The organism is Clostridium uliginosum, assembly GCF_900112485.1.
GTDB classification, from domain to species: domain Bacteria; phylum Bacillota; class Clostridia; order Clostridiales; family Clostridiaceae; genus Clostridium; species Clostridium uliginosum.
The window spans coordinates 77,496-101,979 of record NZ_FOMG01000008.1; the positions used below are offsets into that span (position 1 = coordinate 77,496).

Annotated in this window: 23 protein-coding genes; 22 read left to right on the top strand and 1 reads right to left on the bottom strand. The window is 28.2% G+C overall.

Annotation, left to right across the window (positions count from 1 at the left end; translation table 11 throughout):
- The first annotated feature begins 11 nt into the window (after nucleotides 1-11).
- From smc to BM027_RS07440, 11 genes are all read left to right on the top strand, one after another.
- Nucleotides 12-3,569, top strand: a complete 3,558-nt coding sequence (smc, locus tag BM027_RS07390) for a chromosome segregation protein SMC (RefSeq protein WP_090090280.1) — start codon at nucleotides 12-14, stop codon at nucleotides 3,567-3,569.
- A gap of 18 nt (nucleotides 3,570-3,587) precedes the next feature.
- Nucleotides 3,588-4,496 (top strand): signal recognition particle-docking protein FtsY, encoded by a 909-nt coding sequence (gene ftsY / locus BM027_RS07395; protein WP_090090283.1) that lies wholly within the window; start codon nucleotides 3,588-3,590, stop codon nucleotides 4,494-4,496.
- Nucleotides 4,497-4,601: 105 nt separating this feature from the next.
- The gene (locus BM027_RS07400) at nucleotides 4,602-4,931 is read left to right on the top strand and encodes a putative DNA-binding protein (RefSeq protein ID WP_090090286.1); all 330 of its coding nucleotides are present in this window, start codon (nucleotides 4,602-4,604) and stop codon (nucleotides 4,929-4,931) included.
- Nucleotides 4,932-4,944: 13 nt separating this feature from the next.
- Complete coding sequence (gene ffh / locus BM027_RS07405; protein ID WP_090090288.1) at nucleotides 4,945-6,294, top strand: signal recognition particle protein; 1,350 nt, start codon at nucleotides 4,945-4,947, stop codon at nucleotides 6,292-6,294.
- Between the two features lie 41 nt (nucleotides 6,295-6,335).
- Entirely contained in the window at nucleotides 6,336-6,581 is a 246-nt protein-coding gene (gene rpsP / locus BM027_RS07410; protein ID WP_090090291.1) for a 30S ribosomal protein S16, read from the top strand.
- A 49-nt stretch (nucleotides 6,582-6,630) separates the two neighbouring features.
- Nucleotides 6,631-6,858 carry a KH domain-containing protein gene (locus BM027_RS07415; protein WP_090090293.1) on the top strand — a complete coding sequence of 76 codons (228 nt, stop codon included), beginning with the start codon at nucleotides 6,631-6,633 and terminating at the stop codon, nucleotides 6,856-6,858.
- A gap of 441 nt (nucleotides 6,859-7,299) precedes the next feature.
- The gene (gene rimM, locus BM027_RS07420) at nucleotides 7,300-7,797 is read left to right on the top strand and encodes a ribosome maturation factor RimM (RefSeq protein WP_090090296.1); all 498 of its coding nucleotides are present in this window, start codon (nucleotides 7,300-7,302) and stop codon (nucleotides 7,795-7,797) included.
- Nucleotides 7,787-8,500 carry a tRNA (guanosine(37)-N1)-methyltransferase TrmD gene (trmD, locus tag BM027_RS07425; RefSeq protein WP_090090299.1) on the top strand — a complete coding sequence of 238 codons (714 nt, stop codon included), beginning with the start codon at nucleotides 7,787-7,789 and terminating at the stop codon, nucleotides 8,498-8,500. Before rimM ends, trmD begins: the two co-directional genes overlap by 11 nt.
- Nucleotides 8,501-8,624: 124 nt before the next feature.
- On the top strand, nucleotides 8,625-8,975 hold the full coding sequence (rplS, locus tag BM027_RS07430; protein ID WP_090090303.1) for a 50S ribosomal protein L19: 351 nt from the start codon (nucleotides 8,625-8,627) through the stop codon (nucleotides 8,973-8,975).
- A gap of 468 nt (nucleotides 8,976-9,443) precedes the next feature.
- A complete protein-coding gene (gene ylqF / locus BM027_RS07435; protein WP_090090305.1) occupies nucleotides 9,444-10,310 on the top strand; it encodes a ribosome biogenesis GTPase YlqF in 867 nt (288 codons plus the stop codon).
- Entirely contained in the window at nucleotides 10,294-11,121 is an 828-nt protein-coding gene (locus tag BM027_RS07440) for a ribonuclease HII (protein ID WP_090090308.1), read from the top strand. The genes ylqF and BM027_RS07440 overlap by 17 nt, the downstream gene beginning before the upstream one ends.
- A gap of 179 nt (nucleotides 11,122-11,300) precedes the next feature.
- Here the strand turns inward: BM027_RS07440 and BM027_RS07445 are convergent, their stop codons facing one another.
- Nucleotides 11,301-11,669, bottom strand: coding sequence for a YraN family protein (locus BM027_RS07445; RefSeq protein WP_090090310.1), 369 nt, complete (start codon nucleotides 11,667-11,669; stop codon nucleotides 11,301-11,303).
- Nucleotides 11,670-11,877: 208 nt separating this feature from the next.
- Here BM027_RS07445 and BM027_RS07450 point away from each other — a divergent pair, with 208 nt between their 5' ends.
- The 11 genes from BM027_RS07450 to BM027_RS07500 all read left to right on the top strand — a co-directional run bounded on the left by BM027_RS07450 (nucleotide 11,878) and on the right by BM027_RS07500 (nucleotide 24,484).
- Nucleotides 11,878-13,395 (top strand): YifB family Mg chelatase-like AAA ATPase, encoded by a 1,518-nt coding sequence (locus BM027_RS07450; RefSeq protein ID WP_090090313.1) that lies wholly within the window; start codon nucleotides 11,878-11,880, stop codon nucleotides 13,393-13,395.
- A 16-nt stretch (nucleotides 13,396-13,411) separates the two neighbouring features.
- A complete protein-coding gene (gene dprA, locus BM027_RS07455; protein WP_090090315.1) occupies nucleotides 13,412-14,470 on the top strand; it encodes a DNA-processing protein DprA in 1,059 nt (352 codons plus the stop codon).
- Nucleotides 14,471-14,519: 49 nt separating this feature from the next.
- Nucleotides 14,520-16,607, top strand: coding sequence for a type I DNA topoisomerase (topA, locus tag BM027_RS07460; RefSeq protein WP_090090318.1), 2,088 nt, complete (start codon nucleotides 14,520-14,522; stop codon nucleotides 16,605-16,607).
- 193 nt (nucleotides 16,608-16,800) lie between these two features.
- Nucleotides 16,801-17,577, top strand: coding sequence for a GTP-sensing pleiotropic transcriptional regulator CodY (gene codY, locus BM027_RS07465; RefSeq protein ID WP_090090321.1), 777 nt, complete (start codon nucleotides 16,801-16,803; stop codon nucleotides 17,575-17,577).
- A gap of 281 nt (nucleotides 17,578-17,858) precedes the next feature.
- Entirely contained in the window at nucleotides 17,859-18,560 is a 702-nt protein-coding gene (gene rpsB, locus BM027_RS07470; RefSeq protein WP_090090324.1) for a 30S ribosomal protein S2, read from the top strand.
- Between the two features lie 243 nt (nucleotides 18,561-18,803).
- Nucleotides 18,804-19,715, top strand: a complete 912-nt coding sequence (gene tsf, locus BM027_RS07475) for a translation elongation factor Ts (RefSeq protein WP_090090326.1) — start codon at nucleotides 18,804-18,806, stop codon at nucleotides 19,713-19,715.
- Between the two features lie 89 nt (nucleotides 19,716-19,804).
- A complete protein-coding gene (pyrH, locus tag BM027_RS07480; RefSeq protein ID WP_090090328.1) occupies nucleotides 19,805-20,518 on the top strand; it encodes a UMP kinase in 714 nt (237 codons plus the stop codon).
- Between the two features lie 10 nt (nucleotides 20,519-20,528).
- Entirely contained in the window at nucleotides 20,529-21,086 is a 558-nt protein-coding gene (gene frr / locus BM027_RS07485; RefSeq protein ID WP_090090331.1) for a ribosome recycling factor, read from the top strand.
- 138 nt (nucleotides 21,087-21,224) lie between these two features.
- Nucleotides 21,225-21,983, top strand: coding sequence for an isoprenyl transferase (locus BM027_RS07490; RefSeq protein WP_090090334.1), 759 nt, complete (start codon nucleotides 21,225-21,227; stop codon nucleotides 21,981-21,983).
- Between the two features lie 16 nt (nucleotides 21,984-21,999).
- Nucleotides 22,000-22,794, top strand: coding sequence for a phosphatidate cytidylyltransferase (locus BM027_RS07495; RefSeq protein ID WP_090090336.1), 795 nt, complete (start codon nucleotides 22,000-22,002; stop codon nucleotides 22,792-22,794).
- Nucleotides 22,795-23,512: 718 nt separating this feature from the next.
- Entirely contained in the window at nucleotides 23,513-24,484 is a 972-nt protein-coding gene (locus BM027_RS07500) for an AI-2E family transporter (RefSeq protein ID WP_090090339.1), read from the top strand.

Here is a 24,484-nt window from a genome sequence, read left to right on the forward strand (position 1 = left end):
GAGTGGGATGAGTGTTTTTAAAATCACTAGATATAAGAGGATTTAAGTCCTTTGCTGATAAGACGGAATTAAAGTTTAACAACGGAGTAACAGCAGTAGTAGGACCAAATGGTAGCGGTAAGAGTAATATTTCAGATGCGGTAAGATGGGTTCTTGGAGAACAAAGCATTAAGATATTAAGAGGAGGGAAAATGGAGGACGTAATCTTTGCAGGGACACAGTTTAGAAAACCTGTAGGATTAGCACAAGTATCTCTAACTCTAGATAATAGTGATCAAAAACTTACAATGGAATATAATGAAGTTACTGTATCTAGACGAATATTTAGATCAGGAGAATCTGAATATTTAATTAATAATAAAAAATGTAGACTTAAGGATGTAACAAATCTTTTTATGGATACAGGTATAGGTAAAGAAGGATATTCTTTAATTGGGCAAGGGAAAATTGAGTCTATATTAAGTGGAAAACCTGAAGAAAGAAGAGCACTCTTAGAAGAAGCGGCAGGAATTGTTAAGTTTAAAACTAGAAAAGAAGAAGCCGAAAAAAAGTTATTTAATACAGATAATAATCTAGTTAGAATAAGAGACATAATATCGACTTATGAAGAGAGAATAGAGCCACTAAGAATTGATAGAGAGAAAGCACTTAAATTTAATGAGATTTCTTATGATTTAAAGAAAAATGAAGTTTCTCTTTTAGTTAAGTATATAAAAACGAAAGAAGAAGAGCTTAAATATTTTGATGAAGAAATAAATAAGAAAAATTATCTTATTGAAGCAAAAAAGAAGGAGTTAACTTTTCAAAAAAGTGAACTTAAAGTATTAGAAGAAAACATAGAGAAGTTAGAAGATGAAACTAAGAAAGAAAAGAATTCATATTACGAGATTAAGGATTTAATTAATGAGGATTCTAAAAATATTGAGTTAAGTAAAGAAAGAGTTAAGAATCTTAAAGAAAAGATTAGTAAGAATGAAAATGATATTGAAACTATTTTATTAAAAATTAACGAATTAAATGAATCAAAAGATATTATAAGTAAATCTTTAAGTAGTAAATTAGATAATCAAAAAACTAAAGATGAAGATGTTGATAACTTAGAAAAGTGTCAATTTACTTTCTTGGAAGAATTAAAAGACATGGATCAAGAGCTTAATCAATTAAAAGAAGGCGAATTCGAACTTTTAAGAAATAATTCAGATATAAAAAATAAAATAACATTAATAAATAGAGATATTATGTTAAGAGAAGAGAAAAAACTTGAATTAAAAAAATCATATGAATCTATAAAACACAATATAGCTATTAATGGTGCCACCTATGATAAATTAGTAGATAATATAAATAGTGATAAAAACAATATAAAATTGATAGAAAAAATTATATATGAAGATAAAAGTACGAAAAATTCATTAACTAATATATTATCAAAGAAACAAACTGAGTTTGGAAAATTAAATAATATTTTAACTAAACTAGAAGCAAATAAAAATATGCTTGAGAGTTTAGAAAAACAATATGAAGGATATAATAAGGCAGTTAAACACTTAATGGATGGAATCCATAAAGAAAAAATTATGAATGTGCAAAATACTAAGGTATTAGGAGATGTTTTTAAAGTTTCTAAACAACATGAAATAGCTATAGAAATAGCATTAGGAGCAGCCATCTCTAATGTTATTACCGAAAATGAAGAGGGCGCAAAGAAATTAATCAAATACCTAAAAGATAATCATTTAGGAAGAGCTACATTTTTGCCTTTAAACATAATAAAAGGTAAGAAATTGATTTTAGATAAGAAACTTACTGAAGCAACTGGATATATTGGACTCGGAAGTGATATAGTTTTATATACACCACAGTATAAAGATATACTAGAGTATGTGTTAGGACGAACTATAATATGCAAAGACATGGATTCTGCTTTAAATATAGCACGAATTGGAAATTATAGATATAAAATAGTTACATTAAGTGGAGAAATAATAAGCCCTGGAGGTGCTTTAACAGGGGGAAGTTTATATGCTAAGCACAATAATGTACTTAGTAGAAAAAGAGAAATTGAAGAATTATCATCTCAAATAAAAGCAAATCAACAACAATGTAATGTGTATGCAAAAGAAACATATGACTTAAAAGAAAAAATTAAAGATTTAGATGAAGAACTCTTAAATAAAAAAGATGAGATTCATTATAAAAATATAGAGATAACCAAAAGACAAGGCGAAGCTCAAAGACTTCAAAATGATACTAATAAGTTTAAGGATAATTTGGAAATAACTAATAATGAGATTCAAAGGATTTCAAATGAAATAGTTAATTTTAATAATAACCTTGAAAATAAAAAAATAGAAATTAAGTTGGTTGAAAATAAAAATATATTTAATAAAGATAGAAGTTTAAAATTAGAGGAATTAATAAAAGAAAAATCAAAAGAAATTAATGATAATAATGATAAAATTACTGAGGGAAAAATTTATAAAGCTACTTTAAACGAAACTATTCAAGGAGAAAAAAATGAACTCTTAAGAGTAAAAAAAGAACTTGAGTATTTATTTGAAAAAGATAAAGTTTTATGCAAGGAAAATGAGCAAAGTAAGTATAGTGTTAATAAGTTTGAATTAGATATTGAGAATAAGCTAAATAATATAAAAGGCAATAACAATAAAATTAAAGAATTAGAAGAAATATTTAAAGACAAAGAGATGCTAAAAGAAAAGATAAAGCAGGAATTTCAATTAAAAGATAACTTAATAAATGATATGTTTGATATGATAAATATAAAAGAGAAAGATCTTAATAAAAAAGAAATTATAAAAGCAAAGAAAGAAATAGAAAAAGATAATTACTATAAGAAACTTAATGAAGAATTAGAACTAACATATGCAGAAGCTTTAGATGTTGCAGAAAATGTTGAAGATGAAGAAAAGATTAGAGAATTAATTCGTAACTTAAAGTCAAGTATAACATCACTTGGTACAGTAAATTTAGCAGCTATTGAAGAATATGAAGAGGTAAAGGAAAAATTTGAATTTATGTCTTCACAAGAACAAGATTTAGAAAATGCTAAAGAAGAATTAAAAGCTGTTATTCAAGAAATGACAATTAAGATGAAAGAGTTATTTAAAGAAAATTTTAGGATTTTAAATTATAATTTCAATCAAACTTTTAAAGAATTATTTAAAGGTGGAAGTGCAGAGCTTATTTTATCGCATGGAGATGAACTTACTTCCAATATTGATATAAATGTAGAACCACCAGGTAAAAAACTACAAAATATAAATTTAATGTCTGGTGGAGAAAAAGTTTTATCTGCTATAGCTCTAATGTTTGCTATATTAAAAATGAAGCCAACACCATTTTGTATATTAGATGAAATAGAAGCAGCATTAGATGATGCTAATGTATATAGATATGCAGAATTCTTAACTAAGTTTTCAAAAAATACTCAATTTATAGTTATAACACATAGAAAAGGAACAATGGAGGTTAGTGATATTATATATGGAGTTACAATGGAAGAGAAAGGCATATCTAAAGTTGTATCTGTAGATTTATCAAATCATTAAAATTAGGAGGAATCAAATTTGTTTGGAAATTTGTTGAATAAACTAAAAGAAGGATTAACTAAAACTAGGGACGGATTAACTGATAAAATAAATGAAGCTTTAAATATAGCAATAGCTATAGATGAGGATTTGTATGAGGAGTTAGAGGAAATACTAATAACATCTGATATAGGTATGGATACTACCATGGATATCATAGAAAGATTAAGAAATAAAATTCGTAAGGAAAAAATAAATGATCCTAAAGAAGTAAAACCTGCTTTAAAGGAAGTAGTAAAAGAAATTCTGATTGAGGGTGATTATGAAGAAGATGATGATGAAAAAAAAGTTATGCTTGTAATTGGTGTTAATGGAGTTGGTAAAACTACTTCAATAGGAAAGCTTGCAGCTAAAAATAAAAGAAGTGGTAAGAAAGTATTACTTGTTGCAGCTGATACATTTAGAGCAGGTGCTATAGATCAATTAGAGGTTTGGAGTAAAAGAGCTGAAGTTGATTTAATAAAACATCAAGAAGGATCAGATCCAGCAGCAGTAGTGTTTGATGCAATAGAAGCTTCAAAGGCTAGAAATACAGAATTATTGATATGTGATACTGCAGGCAGATTGCATAATAAGAAGAACTTAATGAATGAATTAGAAAAGATAAATAGAATAATAGATAGAGAATTACCAGATGTTAAAAAAGAGACATTACTTGTATTAGATGCTACGACAGGACAAAATGCAGTAATTCAAGCAAAGCAGTTCATGGAAGTATGTCCTATTGATGGTATCATATTAACTAAATTAGATGGGACTGCAAAAGGTGGAGTAGTAATTTCTATAAAACAAAGTTTAAACATTCCTGTTAAATATATAGGTGTTGGAGAAGGGATAGATGACCTTCAAGAATTTGATGCAGAAAGCTTTGCAGAAGCTCTAATATAGGAGTAGATATTTAGGTATTATTAAAAAATATATGCCTGTTAAGTAAAAGTACTTGACAGGCATAAAAAATCCTGTTAAAATTTCTCTTGTGGGTAAGGTGATTATATGGAAGATAGAGTTGAAATTTCATTGTTTATGGATTTATATGGTTCATTACTAACTGAAAAACAACGTGACATTATGGAATTGTATTATAACGATGATTTATCTTTAGCTGAAATAGCTGAATTAAGTAAAACAAGTCGTCAAGCGATTCATGATTTGATTAAAAGATGTTACAAACAACTTCTATCATATGAAAGTAAGCTTAACTTACTTCAAAAGAGTATAAAAAGAGAAAAAGATATTATGAATTTTTTAGAAGAACTAAAAGAAAAATATTCAATTGATAATGATGAATACTTAAGTTTAAAAGAAAAGCTAGAAAATTTATAAGGAGGGGGTAAACATGGCTTTTGAAGGTTTAGCAGAAAAGTTACAGGAAACTTTTAAAAAGTTAAAAGGTAAAGGGAAGCTAACTGAAAAAGATATAAAAGAAGCCATGAGAGAAGTAAAGCTTGCCTTATTAGAAGCAGATGTTAATTATAAAGTTGTTAAAGGGTTTATTTCAAATGTCAGCTCCAAATGTGTTGGAAGCGAAGTACTTGAAAGTTTAACTCCAGGCCAACAAGTTATTAAAATAGTTAACGAAGAACTTACTAATCTTATGGGTGGAAGTGAGAGTAAAATTAATTACTCGAGTTCAGGTTCTACAGTTATTATGTTAGTTGGTTTACAAGGAGCAGGTAAAACTACAATGTGTGGTAAACTTGCATTAGAACTTAGAAAAAACAATAAAAAACCATTGTTGGTTGCATGTGATGTTTACAGACCTGCAGCAATAAAGCAATTAGAGATTGTAGGAAAGCAAATTGAAATTCCAGTATTTTCAATGGGTGATAAGGTTAATCCAGTAGATATTGCAAAAGCTGGTATATCTCATGCTAAGGACAATGGTAATAATGTTATTATTATAGATACAGCTGGTAGACTTCATATTGATGAAGAGCTAATGAAAGAACTACAAGATATTAAGGAAAATGTTAATCCTTCAGAAATACTTTTAGTTGTTGATTCTATGACAGGTCAAGATGCTGTAAATGTTGCACAAAGTTTTAATAATGATTTAGATGTAACTGGAGTTATCTTAACTAAGTTAGATGGTGATACTAGAGGTGGAGCAGCTTTATCAATCAAAACTATGATTGATAGACCAATTAAGTATATTGGTACGGGCGAAAAAATGAATGATTTTGAAGTTTTCCATCCAGATAGAATGTCTTCAAGAATTCTTGGTATGGGTGATGTTTTATCACTGATTGAAAAAGCTAAATCAGCTATTGATGAAAAAGAAGCTGCTGATTTAGGAAAAAGAATGTTAAATCAAGAATTTAACTTTGAGGATTACTTGATGGCTATGGATCAAATGAAAAAGCTTGGACCTTTAAACAAAATTTTAGAGATGATTCCAGGAATGAATTCTAAAGAGCTTCAAGGAGTAGATTTTTCTAAAGGTGAAGAAACAATGAGTAAGACAAAAGCTGTAATTCAATCAATGACAGCTAAAGAAAGAAAAAATCCTAGTCTTATAGCTCATGCATCTTCAAGAAAGAAAAGAATAGCTGAAGGATCAGGTACAACGATACAAGAAGTTAATAAACTCATGAAAAGTTATGAAATGATGAAAAAGAACATGAAACAGATGAAATCATTTCAGAAACAATCAAAAAAGGGGTTATTTGGAAAAATGCCTTTCTAGAGTTAAATAGATAGTTAATTTTTGAAGGAGGTGAAATTAAAATGGCAGTTAAAATAAGATTAAGAAGAATGGGAGCTAAGAAAGCACCTTTCTACAGAATAATAGTTGCAGATTCAAGAAGTCCAAGAGATGGTAAATTCATCGAAGAAATTGGATACTACAATCCAATAACTGAACCAGCAGAAGTTAAAATTAGCGAAGAAAAAGCTAATAAATGGTTACAAAACGGAGCACAACCAACAGACATAGTTAAGAAGCTTTTTGTTAAAGCAGGTCTTAGCAAGTAATTTTTTGGAGGTGAATTCTATAATTAGTACATACTAATTATAGACGTTTATGAAGGAATTAGTTGAGTTTATAGCTAAGTCCCTTGTTGATGATCCAAACCAAGTTATAGTTAACGAAATAATAGGAGAGCAATCTATAATATTAGAGTTAAAAGTAGCGCCAGAAGATATGGGTAGAATCATTGGTAAGCAAGGAAGAATAGCAAAAGCTATTAGAACAGTTATAAAAGCTACAGCAGTTAAACAAAATAAACGCGTTATAGTAGAAATTATTTGAAAATTAAGAGTTAGGGTTGAACCTAACTCTTTTTAATATATCTTAAGCATTTAAAATAATCGCTTTGTTTTAAAATCGTGTTGACATTGTAATATAAAGCTCATGGACAGTGAAATTTACTTTAAGAACTCTAAAATGAATATTAGTCCTATTAATGCATGCTCCCAATCAAAGATTGTGACAAGCAATTAATAGTAAGACTAAAAGGAAACTCGACTCATGTACATTCGCTGAGTAAGTTCAAGTAACAAAATATAAAATGCTCACAGAGAAAGTTTGAGGAACCAAATATAAAATTTGGACTCTCACTTTTTGACATTCACTTAAGAGTTCTACAAAGCAAATTTCAATGCCAGTTCACTACTATATAACAATATCAACACTCTTTTAAAACATAGCCCAAATAATAAATTAAAACTTTATTAGTAAGGAGTGAAAATATTGGAAGAATTATTTAAGATAGGGCAAATCATAAATACTCATGGAATTAAAGGAGAAGTAAAGGTATACCCGTTAACTGAGGATGTACAGAAATTTAAGAAGCTTAAAAATGTATTCGTAGATGGTGTAGAAAGAAATATCTTAAGTGTTAAGTTTCAAAAAGATAGAGTTATCTTAAAAATAGAAGGTATAGATTCTATGAATGATGCTGAAACTTATAAACAAAAGTATCTTGAAATACCAAGAAGTGCTGAAAAGCCACTTGAAGAAGATACATATTATGTTACAGATTTAATAGGATGTATAGTATATGATACTGAAAATGTAGAACTTGGAGAGATATTTGAAGTACTTAGCACTCCAAATAATGATGTATATTGGATTAAAGAACCTAAGGAATTATTAATACCTGTATTGAAAGATATTGTTTTAAGTATTGACATAAATGAAAAGAAGATAGTAATTAAACCGGTTGGGCAGTGGCAGGATGAAAATTAGTATACTTACCCTTTTTCCAGAAATGTTTTCAATTTTTAATTATAGCATTATAGGAAGAGCTCAGGAAAGTAACATAATTAACTTTGATATATTAAATATAAGAGATTATACTTTAAGTAAGCATAAGAAGGTAGATGACTATCCTTATGGTGGTGGAGCAGGTATGGTTATGGCTCCTCAACCTATTGTAGATACTATAAAATGTGCAAAAGAAAATAATAAAGGAAAAGTGATTTTTTTAGGTCCAAGAGGAAAAACTTTTAATCAGAAGATAGCAAGAGATTTATCAAATGAAGATGAACTGATATTTTTGTGTGGTCATTATGAAGGAATAGATGAACGAGTATATAAGCACATTGATATGGAAATTTCATTAGGAGATTTTATTCTCACAGGTGGAGAAATGGCGGCAATTCCTGTTATAGATTCTGTATTACGCCTTATTCCAGGAGTACTTGGGAAGGAAGAAAGCTTTATTGAAGAATCTTTTTCTGACGGATTATTAGAATACCCTCAATATACTAGGCCAGATGAATTTGATGGAGAAAAGGTTCCGGATGTACTTTTATCTGGTCATCATGAGAATATAAGAAAATGGAGAAGGCTACAATCATTAAATATAACAAAGAGTAAAAGACCAGATTTATATAAAAAAAATACTCTAACCAAAGAAGATAAAAAACTTTTAGAAAAACAAAAATAAATAATTTTTGTTGAAACATATAAAAATATATGTTAATATTAAACTTGTGCTAGTACGGGCGTTCCTCTGTCACATGTGAATTATGTTAAGAACGTCAAATTATCTTTTAAGGAGGGAATGCACAATGAATGAAATAATAAGAGCTATTGAAGCTGAACAACTTAGAACTGACTTACCAAACTTTAAGGTTGGTGACAATGTAAAAGTTTATGTTAAGATTACAGAAGGTACAAGAGAAAGAGTTCAAATGTTCGAAGGTACTGTAATCAAGAAACAAAATGGTGGATTAAGAGAGACTTTCACTGTAAGAAGACTTGCTGGTGGATATGGAGTTGAAAGAACATTTCCAATGCATGCACCAATAATTCAAAAAGTTGAAATCTCAAGAAAAGGTAGAGTAAGAAGAGCTAAACTTTACTACTTAAGAGATAGAGTTGGTAAGGCTGCAAAAGTTAGAGAATTATTAACTAGATAATTAAGGCAAAAAGAGGGACTGATTCAGTCCTCTTTTTTTCTATATAAGGTATATGAAAGAAAATAATAAGTCAAAGATGCGACGTATATTTCGTTCTTCGAACTTTCACACCGTGCAATCTATGATTTTGTGTGAATCACTTACTCAGTGAGTGTATACGAGTCGAGCTTCCTTATGATGCAAAAATAGACTAGCTGACTTACTTGTTATTTATTTTAATATGCCTAAGTAAAAAGTACACTCAAAAGGGGGCTTGATGCTCCCTTTTATTTTCTATATGAGAATGTAAAGTATAACTTTTATTTTTTACAATTAATTTTAAATGTTAAATTAAGATAATCATGTATTGGTAATTCTGTATTTTTTCAATAGATTGTTACATGTTTTGTTTTTAAAATATATATTGTAGAATGTATTTAGTCTAAAGCTTTTTCGAATTATATAAAAAAATTAAGGAGGAGTCGTAAAATGGCAATTAACTGGTTCCCAGGGCATATGAAAAAGACTCAAAGAGAAATAAAAGAAAATTTAAAGTTAGTTGATGCTGTTATTGAAATAAGGGATGCTAGAATACCAAGAAGCTCAGCTAATCCTGATATCGATAATTTATTGCAAGGTAAACCAAGGATTATACTTTTAAATAAAAGCGATCTAACAGAAGATAGGGTTACTAAGCAATGGATTAAATATTTAACAAAAGATGATATTAAGGTATTAGAAGTAAATTGTTTAAAGGGTGATGGAATAAAATCTATAAAACCAGCATTGTTAGCTCTTTTAAAAGAAAAGCATGATAGATTAAGAGCAAAAGGTATGGTTAATATAACTACAAGGGTTATGGTGGTTGGTATTCCAAACGTAGGTAAATCAACTTTCATTAATAAGATGGCAAGGAATAGTACAGCTAAAACAGGAGATAAACCAGGAGTTACTAAAAGTAAGCAATGGATAAAAACAGCTATAGGAATAGAGCTTTTAGATACACCAGGAGTATTATGGCCTAGATTTGAAGATGATGAAACAGCTTTAAATCTAGCATTTACAGGTGCTATAAAAGATGAAATTATGGATATAGAGGAACTCTCATATAAACTTGTTGAAAGATTACAAATGTATTATGCGACTAAATTAAAAGAAAGATATAAGATACCAGAGATTTTTGAAAATCCAGTAGATACTTTGGATGCTATAGCAAGAAAAAGAGGAACTTTAATTTCTGGTGGTGGAATTGATTATAATAGAATAGCAGTTATTTTACTTGATGAATTTAGAGCTGGAAGAATAGGAAAGATATCGCTAGAACGTCCGAGTGTTGAAAATGAAAAACTTTCTTAATTGTGATATAAGCGAATTATCATTTAAAAAAGTTAAAGATGAAATAAGCAATATTTCCATAGCTAAAAATTATAAGTGTAAACAACTAATTGATATTATTGAGATTTTATTAAATGATAAGAGAAAGAATGTATCTTCATTAGGAAAGCATCTTCAAAAAGAATTAAATGCTTATTTAGGTGAAGTTGAAAGAGTAAATTCAATGTACGAATTTGATAAATCTTTTGAAGGTTATAAGTGTGTAGCAGGTGTAGATGAAGTTGGAAGAGGACCTTTAGCTGGACCAATTGTTGCATGTGCTGTTGTTTTAGACTTAAATATTTTAGAAGAAGATTTAATTTTATATCTAAATGATTCTAAAAAATTAAACTCAGCTAAGAGAGAGGAACTTGCAGAAGTTATTAAAGAAAAAGCATTAGCATACAATATAGGAATTTCATCAAGTTATGAAATTGATGAAAAAGGAATATCTTTTTCAAATAATAAGATTTTTTTAGATGCTTGTAATTCTTTAAAAGTAAAACCGGATTTAGTTTTGTCAGATGGATATCTAGTTAAAAATATAAAAATTGATAATAAAGCTGTTATAAAGGGAGATACAAAAAGTGCATGTATTGCAGCAGCATCTATACTTGCTAAAGTCTATAGAGATGAGCTTATGAAGGAATATGCTTTAAAATATCCGTATTATGATTTTGAAAATAATATGGGATATGGAACTCAAAAACATATAGATGGACTGAAGAAATATGGAAAGTGTGCTATACATAGAGATAGCTTTTTAACTAAAATATTATCAAACGATTTTTAGGCTTAGATAGAGTTTACCTTTAATGTACATATACGTTCATAAATGTTTTAGAAGAGCTCATAAAAGAGAGTACAGTACTTATTTCCAGAGTTTAAAAGAGAAAAATATTAGCTATTAGAATAAAAATACCATTTAGAAGTGTTTAATAAACATTTCTAAATGGTATTTTTTTAATGCGCCTAAAGTCTAAATGAATCTTTTATATGATTTATTTTAAATGATGAATTAATAGTATTTAAATACACTTCAATAATATCAAATCGTACATTATTATTATTAAATTTTTTATAAGCAATATATGAGTTAGTAACTTTTATAATAGAATTTTGCTTATGAATAGATACAGCTTCTCTTGGAGTTCCATAATTATAGTTATATCTACCTTTTACTTCAACAATTATTAAAAGGTCATCTTTTAAACATATAATATCTATTTCACCTAAGAAATTTCTGAAATTACATTCTAATATTTTATAGCCATTTTTAAATAAATAATCTTGAGCTAATTTTTCACAGTGATTACCTATTTCTTTGTTTAATTTCTTCATTATTTATCACTCCTAATAAGGTGTTTTAAGGAAATACCTTGTTTGAATGTATTTAACATAATTTTGATTTGTTATAATAGTGATTTCTTATAATTGTGCCTAACTTAAAATATAGTAAGAGTATTAACATTAATAAATAAATTAATCAATTTTAAAATAATAGGATTAATAAAGCAATCTGTGTCTATAATCTTAATGGGTGATTTATATGGCAGTAAAAATAATAAGTGCGACACATAATGGGTTAGAAGGTTTTTTAATTGAAGTAGAGGTTGATATATCAAAGGGTTTACCCATGTTTTCAATTGTAGGACTCGCCGACACTTCAGTTAAAGAAGCTAAAGAAAGAGTTAGAGCGGCAATATTAAATAGTGGATTTGAATTTCCTTTAGGAAGAATAACTATTAATTTAGCACCAGCGGATGTTAAAAAGATAGGATCACTTTTAGATTTACCTATTGCATTAGGGATACTTATGGCATCAAGTCAACTAAAAGATAATAAAATAAGTAATTATATAATATTTGGAGAATTATCTTTATCTGGTGAACTTAAAGGTATTAAGGGAACAATACCAATAATAATTCAAGGTATTAAAGAAAATGTTAATAAATTTATTTTTCCATTTGAAAATTTAGAAGAAAGTTATTATTTTGAAGAAGGGGAGTATTATCCTTTTAAAACATTAAATGAAGTAATTTCTTATATTACATACAAGGATTTACTTCCTTACAAAAATGTTAATAAAATAAACGAAGATAAAAGAACAGACTTATTGGATTATGGTGAAGTTATAGGGCAATATTCATCTAAAAGGGCATTAGAAATTGCAGCTGCAGGTAATCATAATATACTTCTTTACGGAGAACCGGGATCTGGGAAAACAATGCTTGCAAAAGCTTTAACATCTATACTTCCACCATTATCTAAAGAAGAATTAATAGAGATTGCAAAGATATATAGTGCATCAGGACTTATGACAAAAAATTCGATTTTAAAGCGCCCATTTAGAGCTCCACATCATACAACAACAAGAATTGCATTAACTGGTGGAGGGAGAGAAATAAAGGCGGGAGAAATAACTTTAGCACATAACGGAGTATTGTTCCTAGATGAGATACTAGAATTTAGAAAAGAGGTATTAGAGTCATTAAGAGAGCCACTAGAAGAAAAGCAAATTAATATAAATAGAATTAGTGGAAGTTATACAATGCCGGCTGATTTTTTGTTAGTAGGTGCTTTTAATCCTATTGAGAAAAAAGAAGATGAAATAGCAGGCGATGTTTTATATTCAGGTTATCAAACAAGAAAATATTTTAATAAATTTTCAAGTGCATTATTAGATAGAATAGATATATTAAATTTTGTTCCAAGACTTAAGTATGATGAGATTGAAAAAAGAAAGGATGCCTATAATTCTAAAATTATGAAGCAAAATGTCCTTAAAGCTAGGGAGATTCAAGAAACTAGATTTAAAGATACTAAATATAAATATAATTCAGATATAAAAGGAAAAGACATTTTTGAGATATGTAGAATGAGTGAAAAGTGTAATGATATATTAAAACATTATTATAACACTTCTAGTGTATCATTAAGAGGATATGGAAAGGTAATAAAATTAGCAAGAACCATAGCTGATATAGAAAATAGCAAAGATATATTAGAAGGACATATTTTAGAAGCTTTTAGTTATAGAAAAAATATTAATGGAGAAATTATATAATAAAGGGAGAATTAATATGATAGACTATGAGTTATGGTTAATATTATTAGATATTACAAATTATCAAAAAATAAAATTGATAGAACAGTATGAAACTGAAGAAAATATATATAATAATTTTGAGGATATTGTAAAAGAAAATAAGGTTTTAGAAAAAAAAATTAAAAATTTTGAAAAGAATGATTTATTATATGAAGTTTTAGCTTTAAAGGAATCATTAAAAAAAATTGGAGTAGGATATATAACCTACTCCAATCCTTTATATAAAGAGAAGTTAAAGCAAATTAAGGAGGTTCCATATTATCTGTTTTATAAAGGAAATATTGATCTTATAAATAAGAAATCTTTAGCAATTGTAGGAGCTAGAAAATTCTCTAATTATGGATTAGCAACAACAAAGGTCTTGACAAAGGAGATTATTACTAATAATATAGCGCTTATAAGCGGTGGAGCAAGAGGTATAGATTCTATTGCACATAAAACTGCATTAGAAAATGATGGTAATACAATTGTAGTATTGGGTTGCGGAATAGATATAGTATATCCACCAGAAAATAAAGCATTATTTTCTAAGATTGTTGAAAAAGGATTAATTATTTCTGAATTTCCAATTGGAATGCCACCGTTGAAATACAATTTCCCATTAAGAAATAGAATAATTAGTGGGCTAAGTGATGGAGTGATAGTTATAGAAGCTACTGAAAAAAGTGGTTCTTTAATAACAGCTAGAAAAGCCCAGGAACAAAATAAACCAGTTTTAGTAGTTCCAGGTTCTATCTTATATAAAGGAGCAGCAGGAACGAATAAGTTAATTAAAGATGGGTGTGATATTTTAACAGGTGTAGAGGATCTAAAGCAGTTTTTTGATGGAAATTATATAAATATAACACCTATGCAAATTAAACCTGAAAAAAGTGAAATTCTAGATATTATAACAGATTCTCCAGTACATATTGATAATATATTAAAAAACAGTTCAGTTGACAGAGGGGCTTTATATGCGTTATTATTTGAAATGCAAATAAAAAATGAGATAATTTGCCTTCCTGGTAATTACTATATAAAAATAATTTAAAGAATTTAGGGGGTGAGTACTTCATAAAAATTTTTATGAAGTTATAACTATGGGTCAAAAACTTGTAATCGTTGAGTCGCCGGCAAAAGCAAAAACAATCGGCAAATATTTAGGAAAAAATTATATTGTTGAAGCTTCTATGGGGCATGTTAGAGATTTACCTAAGAGTAGATTAGGTGTTGATATAGAAAATAACTATACTCCCAAATATATAACTATTAGAGGAAAAGGGGAACTAATAGATAAGTTAAGAAAAGCTGCTAAAAAAGCAGATAAAGTATACTTGGCAACTGACCCTGACCGTGAAGGGGAAGCTATTTCTTGGCATTTAGCTAATATTTTAAAAATTTCTGAAGAAGAAAGTTGCAGAATAGTATTTAATGAAATTACTAAAACAGCTGTTAAAGGGGCCATAAAACAAGCCAGACAAATAGATTTGGATTTAGTAGATGCACAACAAGCTAGAAGGATACTAGATAGACTTGTGGGATATGAAATAAGTCCAATCTTATGGAAGAATGTAAAATGGGGTCTTAGTGCAGGAAGAGTGCAATCAGCAGCATTGAAATTGATATGTGATAGAGAAGAAGAAATTAAAGCTTTTATACCTAAAGAATATTGGTCAGTTGATTGTGTGTTGAAAAAAGAAAGAAAAAAATTCCCAATAAGAATGTCAACATATAAAAATAAAAAAATTGAGATTAATACTGAAGAAGAGGCATTAAAAATAATAGAAGATCTTAAAAATGATAAGTTTATTATAAAAGCAATAAAAAAAGGAAATAAGGTTAAAAATCCATTACCACCATTTACAACAAGTACACTTCAACAAGATGGAAGCAAAAAGTTGAATTTTATGACCAAAAGAACAATGTCAGTAGCTCAAGGTCTGTATGAAGGTGTAGAGGTAAAGGGATATGGAACTGTGGGTTTAATCACTTATATGAGAACAGATTCTGTAAGAATTTCAGAAGAAGCTCAAGGAAATGCTAAGGAATTTATAGAGTCTAGCTATGGCAAGGAATATTTACCTAGTTCACCTAGGATATATAAAGGAAAGAAGAATATTCAAGATGCACATGAAGCTATAAGACCTACATATGTTGAGATTACTCCTGAAATTGCAAAGCAAAATTTAACTTCAGAACAATACAAGTTATATTCATTAATATGGAATAGATTTGTAGCAAGTCAAATGGCATCATGTAACCTTAATACAAATTCAATTGATATATTAAATGGAGATTATAAATTAAAAGCATCTGGATCTACAATTGCATTTGATGGTTTTATGAAATTATATGATTATTTAAATGAAGATGATGAAAAAGCAGTAACATTGCCAGATTTAGAAGAAGGTGAAGAATTAAAATCAGATTCTATTGAAGGAAAACAACATTTTACTCAACCGTCTCCAAGATATACGGAAGCTTCTTTTGTTAAATTGTTAGAAGAAAAAGGTATAGGAAGACCAAGTACGTATGTGCCTACTATTTCAACTCTTTTAGGGAGAACTTATGTGGTTCGCGAAAAGAAAAATTTAATTCCAACAGAACTTGGATTTATAGTAAACAATATAGTTAGTGAATATTTTAAACAAATAGTTGATGCGGATTTTACAGCAGAAATGGAAAAGAAACTTGATAACGTAGAAGAAGGTAGTGAAAATTGGACTAAAATAGTTGAAGAATTTTTTACTCCTTTAAAGTTTGCAATTGAAAAAGCAGAAAAAGAAATATCTAAGATAGTTATTGAAGATAAAGTTAGTGATGTTAAGTGTGATAAATGTGGACGTATGATGGTAATTAAACATGGAAGATATGGGGACTTTTTAGCCTGTCCAGGCTATCCAGATTGCAAAAATGCTAAGCCGATAGTTGAAGAATTAGATGTACCTTGTCCAGAATGCGAAAAGAAGATTGTTGTTAAAAAGAGCAAAAGAGGAAAGAAATTCTTTGGGTGTTCAGGGTATCCGGAGTGTACATTTGTAAGTTGGTATGAACCAGTAAAAGAAAAATGTCCTAAATGTAATTCATATATGGTGTTAAAGTATTCAAAGAGTAAAGGAAAATATGTTAAATGTTCTAATCAAGAGTGTGATTATACTAAAGAAGTAATAGAAGAAAAGCCTGAATAATATAAAGATAAAATATATTTTAGTATAATTTTGTTGAATTAGACAAAATACTGTTGTAAAGCTATATTTAATATGATAGACTAGAGTTATTATTAACTTACAATAAAATTCATTAAATTAAGAATTTTCAAAAAATTATATTCTGTTTGTAATAATCGAATATTTTTGTGAGGTTAACAAGGAGGATAAAGTAATGTCGTCATTATTAAATAAAACTAGAATGTTAAATAAAATTCTACAAAAATCAGGAACAGAACCAGTGGCATTTCAAGATATATGTACACTTTTAAGTGAAGTGCTTGAATGTAACGCTTATATAATAAACAAAAAAGGTAAAGTTTTAGGATATACTTTTTCTCAAAGCTTTGAATGTGAAGCTATGAAGAAAAAGGTAATAGAGGATAAAAGATTTCCAGAAGATTATAATCTTACTTTATTGAAAGTCAATGATACTTTAGCTAATCTTCCTAATGAAGGTAGATGTGTATTTGAAGAAATTGGAGATTGTAAAGCTAAAGGAAAAATTTCGACTATAATACCTATAATAGGTAGTAGAGAAAGACTAGGAACACTTATATTAGCTAGATTTGGAAAAAATTTCACTGATGATGATTTAGTTTTAGTAGAATATAGTGCTACTATTGTAGGGATGGAAATGTTAAGAGCTATGCAAGATGAAATTGCAGAACAAACAAGAAAAAAAGCTGTTGTTCAATTAGCAATAGGAACTCTTTCTTATTCAGAATTAGAAGCAGTTGAACATATATTTGAAGAATTAGATGGAAGTGAAGGATTGTTAGTTGCTTCAAAGATTGCTGATAAAGTTGGAATAACTAGAAGTGTTATTGTAAATGCTTTAAGAAAATTTGAAAGCGCAGGAGTAATTGAATCTAGATCATTAGGAATGAAAGGTACTTATATTAGAGTATTAAATGAGAAGTTATTAGATGAATTACAAAAGATAAAATAAGATTTAATTTAATAAAATATATAGTTTATATTAAATTAAGACAAGTTATATAGTTGTGTAAGATAAAAGAAGTCAAATTATTTGGCTTCTTTTATCTTTATATTAAGTTATTTTATTAAAATATGATAAAAAATAAATTTTTTATTGATACCTTAAATACCTTATGTTATACTATTTAAGGTAACAAATACACACATTATCCAATTTGTAAATTAGGTGCCCTTTTTAGGGAAGGTTTATGAGTAGAAGATAATGGAGGTAAAAACCAAGGAGGTAATAAAATGTCAGTAATATCAATGAAACAATTATTAGAAGCAGGTGTACATTTTGGACACCAAACAAGAAGATGGAATCCTAAGATGGCTCCATATATTTTCACAGAAAGAAATGGTATTTATATCATAGATCTTCAAAAGACAGTAAAAAAGGCTGAAGAAGCTTATAACTTCATTAAAGAAGTTGCTACTGAAGGAAAAGATGTACTTTTTGTTGGAACAAAGAAACAAGCTCAAGAAGCTATTAAAGATGAAGCTATAAGAAGTAGTATGCACTTTGTAAACAACAGATGGTTAGGTGGAATGTTAACAAACTTCACAACTATCAAAGCAAGAATTAAGAGACTTGCTGAAATAGAAACAATGCAAGAAGATGGAACATTCGAAGTTCTTCCTAAAAAAGAAGTTATAAAGTTAAAGGCAGAAATGGAAAAGCTTGAAAAAAATCTTGGTGGTATCAAGAATTTAGATGCAAGTAATATAGGAGCAATGTTTATAGTTGATCCAAGAAAAGAAAAGAATGCTATTTTAGAAGCAAAAATTCTTGGAATACCTGTAGTTGCTATTGTAGATACTAACTGTGATCCAGAAGAAGTTGACTATGTAATTCCTGGTAATGATGATGCTATAAGAGCTGTTAAGTTAATAACTGCTAAAATGGCTGATGCTATCATGGAAGGTAGACAAGGCGAAGAATTAGCTGAATAATTTAGATAATTAGATAAATGGAAGACAAAACAAGTTGTTTGTTTTGTCTTCTGCTATAAATGATAAGAGTTACCTTTATCTGAGAGTACCATTAATTAGGCTTACTTTTATATAAAGGAAGTTATAAGAAGTGTGATATGTTCTTAGATAAGTTCTTCTAAATTTAGATTAGAGAAAAGTTTATAAATAAAAAAACTCTGACTAAATAAAAAAGTCACTTGATAATTAAGGAGGAATTTAATAATGATAACTGCAAAATCAGTTAAAGAATTAAGAGAAAGAACTGGCGCAGGAATGATGGACTGCAAGAAAGCCTTAACAGAAACAGATGGTGATATTGAAAAAGCTATCGAAGTATTAAGAGAAAAAGGACTCGCAGCTGCAGCTAAGAAATCAGGAAGAGTTGCTGCTGAAGGTTTAGTTAAAACATATATTACAGAAGATAATAAAAATGGAGCTATTGTTGAACTTAACTGTGAAACAGATTTCGTTGCTGCAAATGAAGATTTTATAGCATTTGCTGACTCTTTAGCTAAAGTAGCTGTTACAACTAATGCTACAACAATAGAAGAGTTTGTTAATGACAAAATTGATGGTGAATCTACAATTTCTGAAGGATTAACAGCATTAATCGCTAGACTTGGTGAAAACATGACTGTAAGAAGATTTGTTAAATTCTCATTAGAAAATGGTGTGGTTAAGAGCTATATCCATGGTGGTGGAAGAATTGGAGTTTTAGTAGAAGTTGCTTGTAATACTGAATCAGCTATAGTTGAAGAAGTTGCAAAAGAACTTTGCATGCAAATTGCTGCTGCAAATCCATTATTCTTGTCAAAAGAAGAAGTAGATCAAGATGCAATTGAAAAAGAAAAAGAAATCTATAGAGTTCAAGCTTTAAATGAAGGAAAACCAGAAAAAATTGTTGAAAAAATGGTTATGGGAAGAGTTCAAAAGTATTATAAAGAAGTTTGTCTTCTTGAACAACTTTGGGTTAAAGATGGCGATAAGTCAATAAGCAAATATCTTGCAGAAAAATCTAAAGAGGTTGGTTCTTCGATTACAGTTAATAAGTATGTTAGATACGAAAGAGGAGAAGGAATCGAGAAGGTTGAAGAAAACTTTGCAGAAGAAGTTGCTAGACAAATAGGTAAATAGAAAAATAGAAAAACTAAAGAGGACACCTTGTGTTCTCTTTTTTTAAAGAAACAAAATCATTGCTAAATAATAATTGGAGGTAGTTTTAGATGACAAATTGTAAATACAAGAGAGTAATTTTAAAGCTTTCAGGTGAAGCATTAGCAGGAATCAGTGGATTTGGACTTGATTTTAATGTGGCTAAAAGAATAGCTTTAGAAATCAAAGAATTAGTTGATATGGGAATAGAAGTTGGTGCTGTAGTTGGAGGCGGAAATATCTGGAGAGGTAGAAGCGGAGAAGGTATGGATAGAACTACTGCAGATTATATGGGCATGATGGCAACATGTATTAATGCTTTAGCACTACAAGATTCTTTAGAACAAGTAGGAGTAAAAACAAGAGTTCAAACTGCTATAGAGATGAAAGAAATCGCAGAACCTTTTATTAGAAGAAGAGCAATGAGACATTTAGAAAAAGGAAGAGTTGTTATTTTTGCAGCCGGAACAGGAAATCCATATTTTTCAACTGATACTACTGCTGCTTTAAGAGCTGCTGAAATTGAAGCAGATGTAATTCTTTTAGCTAAAAAAGTTGATGGAGTTTATGATAAAGATCCACAAAAGTATCCAGAAGCTAAAAAATATGATACACTATCATATATAGAAGTTTTAGATCAAGGATTACAAGTAATGGATTCAACAGCAACTTCATTATGTATGGATAACCAAATTCCAATACTTGTATTTGGACTAGACGAACCAGGAAACATTAAAAGAGCAATATCTGGTGAAAATATAGGAACTTTAGTAACAAAGAAATAGGAGGATAATCATGATTAAGGATATCATTAAAAATGCAGAAGTAAAAATGGGAAAAACTATATCTGTGTTAGAATCAGATTTAGGAACTATGAAAGCAGGAAGAGCTAATCCAAGTATGCTTGACAGAATTCAAGTAGAGTACTATGGAAGTATGTGTCCATTATCACAAGTAGCAAACGTTTCTGCTCCAGAACCTAGAGTATTAATGGTAACACCATGGGAAAAACCACTATTAAAGGATATAGAAAGAGCAATTTTGAAATCAGACTTAGGTTTGAATCCTTCAAATGATGGATCAGTAATTAGATTGGTTATAGCTGAACTAACTGAAGAAACTAGAAAAAATCTTATAAAAAGAGTAAAGAAAACAGGAGAAGAAGCCAAAGTAGCAATTAGATCAATAAGAAGAGACGCTAATGAAAAGACAAAAGCATTAAAAAAAGATGGCGATATATCAGAAGATGAAACTAAAAAAGCTGAAGATGATATTCAAAAGAAAACAGATGCTATTATAAAAGAAATAGATAATATGATAGCTGTAAAAGAAAAAGAGATTATATCAATTTAAATCTCAAAAAGCCTGCTATTTAGCAGGCTTTTTCATTAAATGAGAAAGTAAATAACTATATTTACTTTCTCAAACTTACTCACTTAAGGCAAATGTGAGTGAAGTTTCCTTTAAATTGTTAATTTCAGGGGGATAAATATGTTAGATATATTTAAATTTAAAAAAGATTCTCAAAAAGAATTTGTTTTGGACATAAATAAAATACCAGCACATATTGCTATAATAATGGATGGAAATGGACGCTGGGCTAAAAAAAGAAAATTACCTAGAAGTATGGGACATAAAGCTGGAGTTGAGACTATTAGAAAGATAGTCAAAGAATCAAAAAGGCTAGGAGTTGGTTACTTAACTTTATATGCATTTTCAACTGAAAATTGGAAAAGACCTAAAGATGAACTAAGTACTTTGATGCAACTGTTAGTTTTATATTTAAAAAAAGAAGTAGATGAACTCAATAAAAATGGAGTGAAGATAAATGTACTTGGAGACATTAGTAAATTTCCTATAGAGTGTCAAAATGAGTTGAAGCGAGCTGTGAAAATAACAAGTGAGAATGTTGATATAAATTTGAATCTTGCATTAAATTATGGTGGAAGAGATGAATTAGTTAGAGCAGTTAAACTTATTGCAAATGATTTAGAAAAACAAAAAATAAAAAATGAAGATATTAATGAAGAGTTAATATCAAATTACATATATACTAAAGGTATGCCAGATCCAGATTTGATTATTAGACCTTCTGGAGAAAAAAGACTTAGTAATTTTTTATTATGGCAATGTGCTTATTCAGAATTTTGGTATTCTGATATAGCTTGGCCTGACTTTACAAAAGAGGATTTACAAAAGGCAATATTTGATTATCAAAATAGAGATAGAAGATTTGGTGGAATAAAATAAAAGGAGTGATTATTTTTTGAAATCTAATAATAGGTATTTAGGTGCACTTATGATTGCTCCGTTTATAATATTTGTTTTTCTTGGAGGAATTTATCTTAAATCCTTTGTTCTTTTATTATCAGCAATAGGACTTTGGGAATTTTATAGTGCATTGAAGAAAAAAGAGTTTAAACCATTATCATTAATAGGATATGCACTTCTTATAATATATTATATTTTAAACAATGATTTTAACAGCATGATGTATATTACTGTAATTTCTGTGTTTATTTTACTTATTATACCTGTTGTGAATTTAAAGTATACTTTTATAGATGTTTCTCTAACATTGTTAGGGTTTATTTATGCAGGTATTTTATTTAGCTTTTTATATTTAGTTAATATAAAACCTTCAGGACAATTTTTAGTGTGGCTTATATTTATAGGCTCATGGATGACTGATACAAGTGCATTTTATTGTGGAAAATTTTTAGGTAAAAATAAACTTTGTCCTAAAGTTTCACCCAAAAAAACTATAGAGGGTTCTATAGGAGGACTTTTAGGCTCAGTTTTATTTTGTGGAATTTTTGGTATTATTGTTAATAAGTACGTGGCTATTATGCCATTGTATCATTACTTTATTATAGGGGCGCTATGTGGAGTATTTAGTCAATTTGGAGATTTAGTTGCTTCTTCAATTAAAAGATATTGTGGAATAAAAGATTATAGTAATCTTATTCCTGGACATGGTGGAATACTTGATAGATTTGATAGCATAATTTTTTCATCAACAGTAGTATTTTATTATTTAACATTTGTAGTTTCAATTTAGGTATATTAAAAAAATAACAAGTAAGTCAGTTAGTCTATTTTGCGTCATAAGGAAGCTGGACTCGTAAAGGGGTATCTCGTTTTAAGAAAAAATATATGTCGCATTTTGACTTGTTATTTTTTTTCATATGCTTTAATTAAAGAATTCTTTAATAATGTTAATAGCATAATGAATGAAAGTTATACACTTGTAGTGTAACAATAAAATGAATGTAAAATAGAAATAAAAGAAAGATATATATCATAAAATATCTGGTGAAGTTTTATGATATAAAGCATAATAAAAAAGCTAAGAATTTTTTAATATATATATATAATTAATAGGGAAATTAGATAATTTATTAACATATTATCTTGTTTTAATATAATGGTAATAAATTTAATAATTTCATATATTGTCAAGAATATAAAGACGATAATTAAATTGAAGGACTCACAAGAGTTCTTTTTTTATCTTTTGCTATGTTTTAAGTGAGAATAAAAAATTGTATATTTTGTTGCTCGAACTTACTCAGTGAATGCATATGAGTAAAATTTCCTAAGTGAAGTTAACCGTGAATGAGCTTTATATTACAATGTCAATATTATTTTAAAACATAGATTTATCTTTAGAAACATGTCTATATTTATAAAAATACATTTAATATTTTAAATGACTTTAATATATTATGGAACATTTAAAAAGTATTTAAAGCATATATTATAAAAATGCTTTAAGGATGGTGAATAATATTTTAAAAAAATATAAAAAGATTTTATCATTAATAATATTACTCTTAGTAATGCTTATAACAACATACATTATAAAATATTATTTTAAACCATTTTTGTCTATGATTATTATGTTTTTAATAGCTAATCCGGTGTATAAATTTATGATTAAAATAAATATTCCAGATAAGATAGCTGGTGCATTAAGTATTGTAATAATAAATATTTTATTGATTTTAATTCTTTTGTATTTAGGTAGTGGAATTTTTGATATATTCCAAAAAATATATTTAACTAATATTGAGAACATAAATAAGTTTATTCAAGATATATATTCTGCTTTGAATTTAGATATCAAAAACATTAAAATAGGGAAAAGTGTGCTTTCTATAATTAATCAAGAAAGCATAAGAAGAGGTGCACTAACAACTGGAGAGGGTGTTATTGCATACTTTATAGGAAATATATCTGCTTTTTTTGTATTAGTAGATAGAGAAAAGTTAAGGGAGTTAATTCTTATACTGTTTCCTAAGGATATAATGCTAAAAATAAAAAAACAAAAAGAAAACTTTAGTCAAATGTTTATAATAGAAATTATCTTAGTATTAATATCTACTTTAGAAATTATAATTGGTTTTTCAATACTTAGAATATCAAATCCATTTATTTTAGGAATTTTATGTGGTGCTTTAGACATATTACCTTATGTAGGAACTATAATTGTATTTATTCCAATTATAATATACAATATTATAATGAAGAATTTTCTACTCGCATTTGGACTTATGTGTTTATATATATTAGTTCAAGTAATAAGGGAAATTTTAGAAGCAAAATTTTTGAGTGATAAACTAGATATACACCCCTTATTAGTATTAATTTCTATATATATTGGGGTAGAAGTTTTTGGGATTTTAGGTATATTAGTTGGACCAATGTATAGTATTTTAGCAAAAGAAATAATTTATAGTTCTAGTTAA

Coding starts and splice junctions, on each gene's coding strand:
- BM027_RS07400 (WP_090090286.1), top strand. CDS start 4,602: ATGGAAGATAGAGTTGAAATTTCATTGTTTATGGATTTATATGGTTCA.
- ffh (WP_090090288.1), top strand. CDS start 4,945: ATGGCTTTTGAAGGTTTAGCAGAAAAGTTACAGGAAACTTTTAAAAAG.
- rpsP (WP_090090291.1), top strand. CDS start 6,336: ATGGCAGTTAAAATAAGATTAAGAAGAATGGGAGCTAAGAAAGCACCT.
- BM027_RS07415 (WP_090090293.1), top strand. CDS start 6,631: ATGAAGGAATTAGTTGAGTTTATAGCTAAGTCCCTTGTTGATGATCCA.
- trmD (WP_090090299.1), top strand. CDS start 7,787: ATGAAAATTAGTATACTTACCCTTTTTCCAGAAATGTTTTCAATTTTT.
- rplS (WP_090090303.1), top strand. CDS start 8,625: ATGAATGAAATAATAAGAGCTATTGAAGCTGAACAACTTAGAACTGAC.
- ylqF (WP_090090305.1), top strand. CDS start 9,444: ATGGCAATTAACTGGTTCCCAGGGCATATGAAAAAGACTCAAAGAGAA.
- BM027_RS07440 (WP_090090308.1), top strand. CDS start 10,294: ATGAAAAACTTTCTTAATTGTGATATAAGCGAATTATCATTTAAAAAA.
- BM027_RS07445 (WP_090090310.1), bottom strand. CDS start 11,669: ATGAAGAAATTAAACAAAGAAATAGGTAATCACTGTGAAAAATTAGCT.
- BM027_RS07450 (WP_090090313.1), top strand. CDS start 11,878: ATGGCAGTAAAAATAATAAGTGCGACACATAATGGGTTAGAAGGTTTT.
- dprA (WP_090090315.1), top strand. CDS start 13,412: ATGATAGACTATGAGTTATGGTTAATATTATTAGATATTACAAATTAT.
- topA (WP_090090318.1), top strand. CDS start 14,520: ATGGGTCAAAAACTTGTAATCGTTGAGTCGCCGGCAAAAGCAAAAACA.
- codY (WP_090090321.1), top strand. CDS start 16,801: ATGTCGTCATTATTAAATAAAACTAGAATGTTAAATAAAATTCTACAA.
- rpsB (WP_090090324.1), top strand. CDS start 17,859: ATGTCAGTAATATCAATGAAACAATTATTAGAAGCAGGTGTACATTTT.
- tsf (WP_090090326.1), top strand. CDS start 18,804: ATGATAACTGCAAAATCAGTTAAAGAATTAAGAGAAAGAACTGGCGCA.
- pyrH (WP_090090328.1), top strand. CDS start 19,805: ATGACAAATTGTAAATACAAGAGAGTAATTTTAAAGCTTTCAGGTGAA.
- frr (WP_090090331.1), top strand. CDS start 20,529: ATGATTAAGGATATCATTAAAAATGCAGAAGTAAAAATGGGAAAAACT.
- BM027_RS07490 (WP_090090334.1), top strand. CDS start 21,225: ATGTTAGATATATTTAAATTTAAAAAAGATTCTCAAAAAGAATTTGTT.
- BM027_RS07500 (WP_090090339.1), top strand. CDS start 23,513: ATGGTGAATAATATTTTAAAAAAATATAAAAAGATTTTATCATTAATA.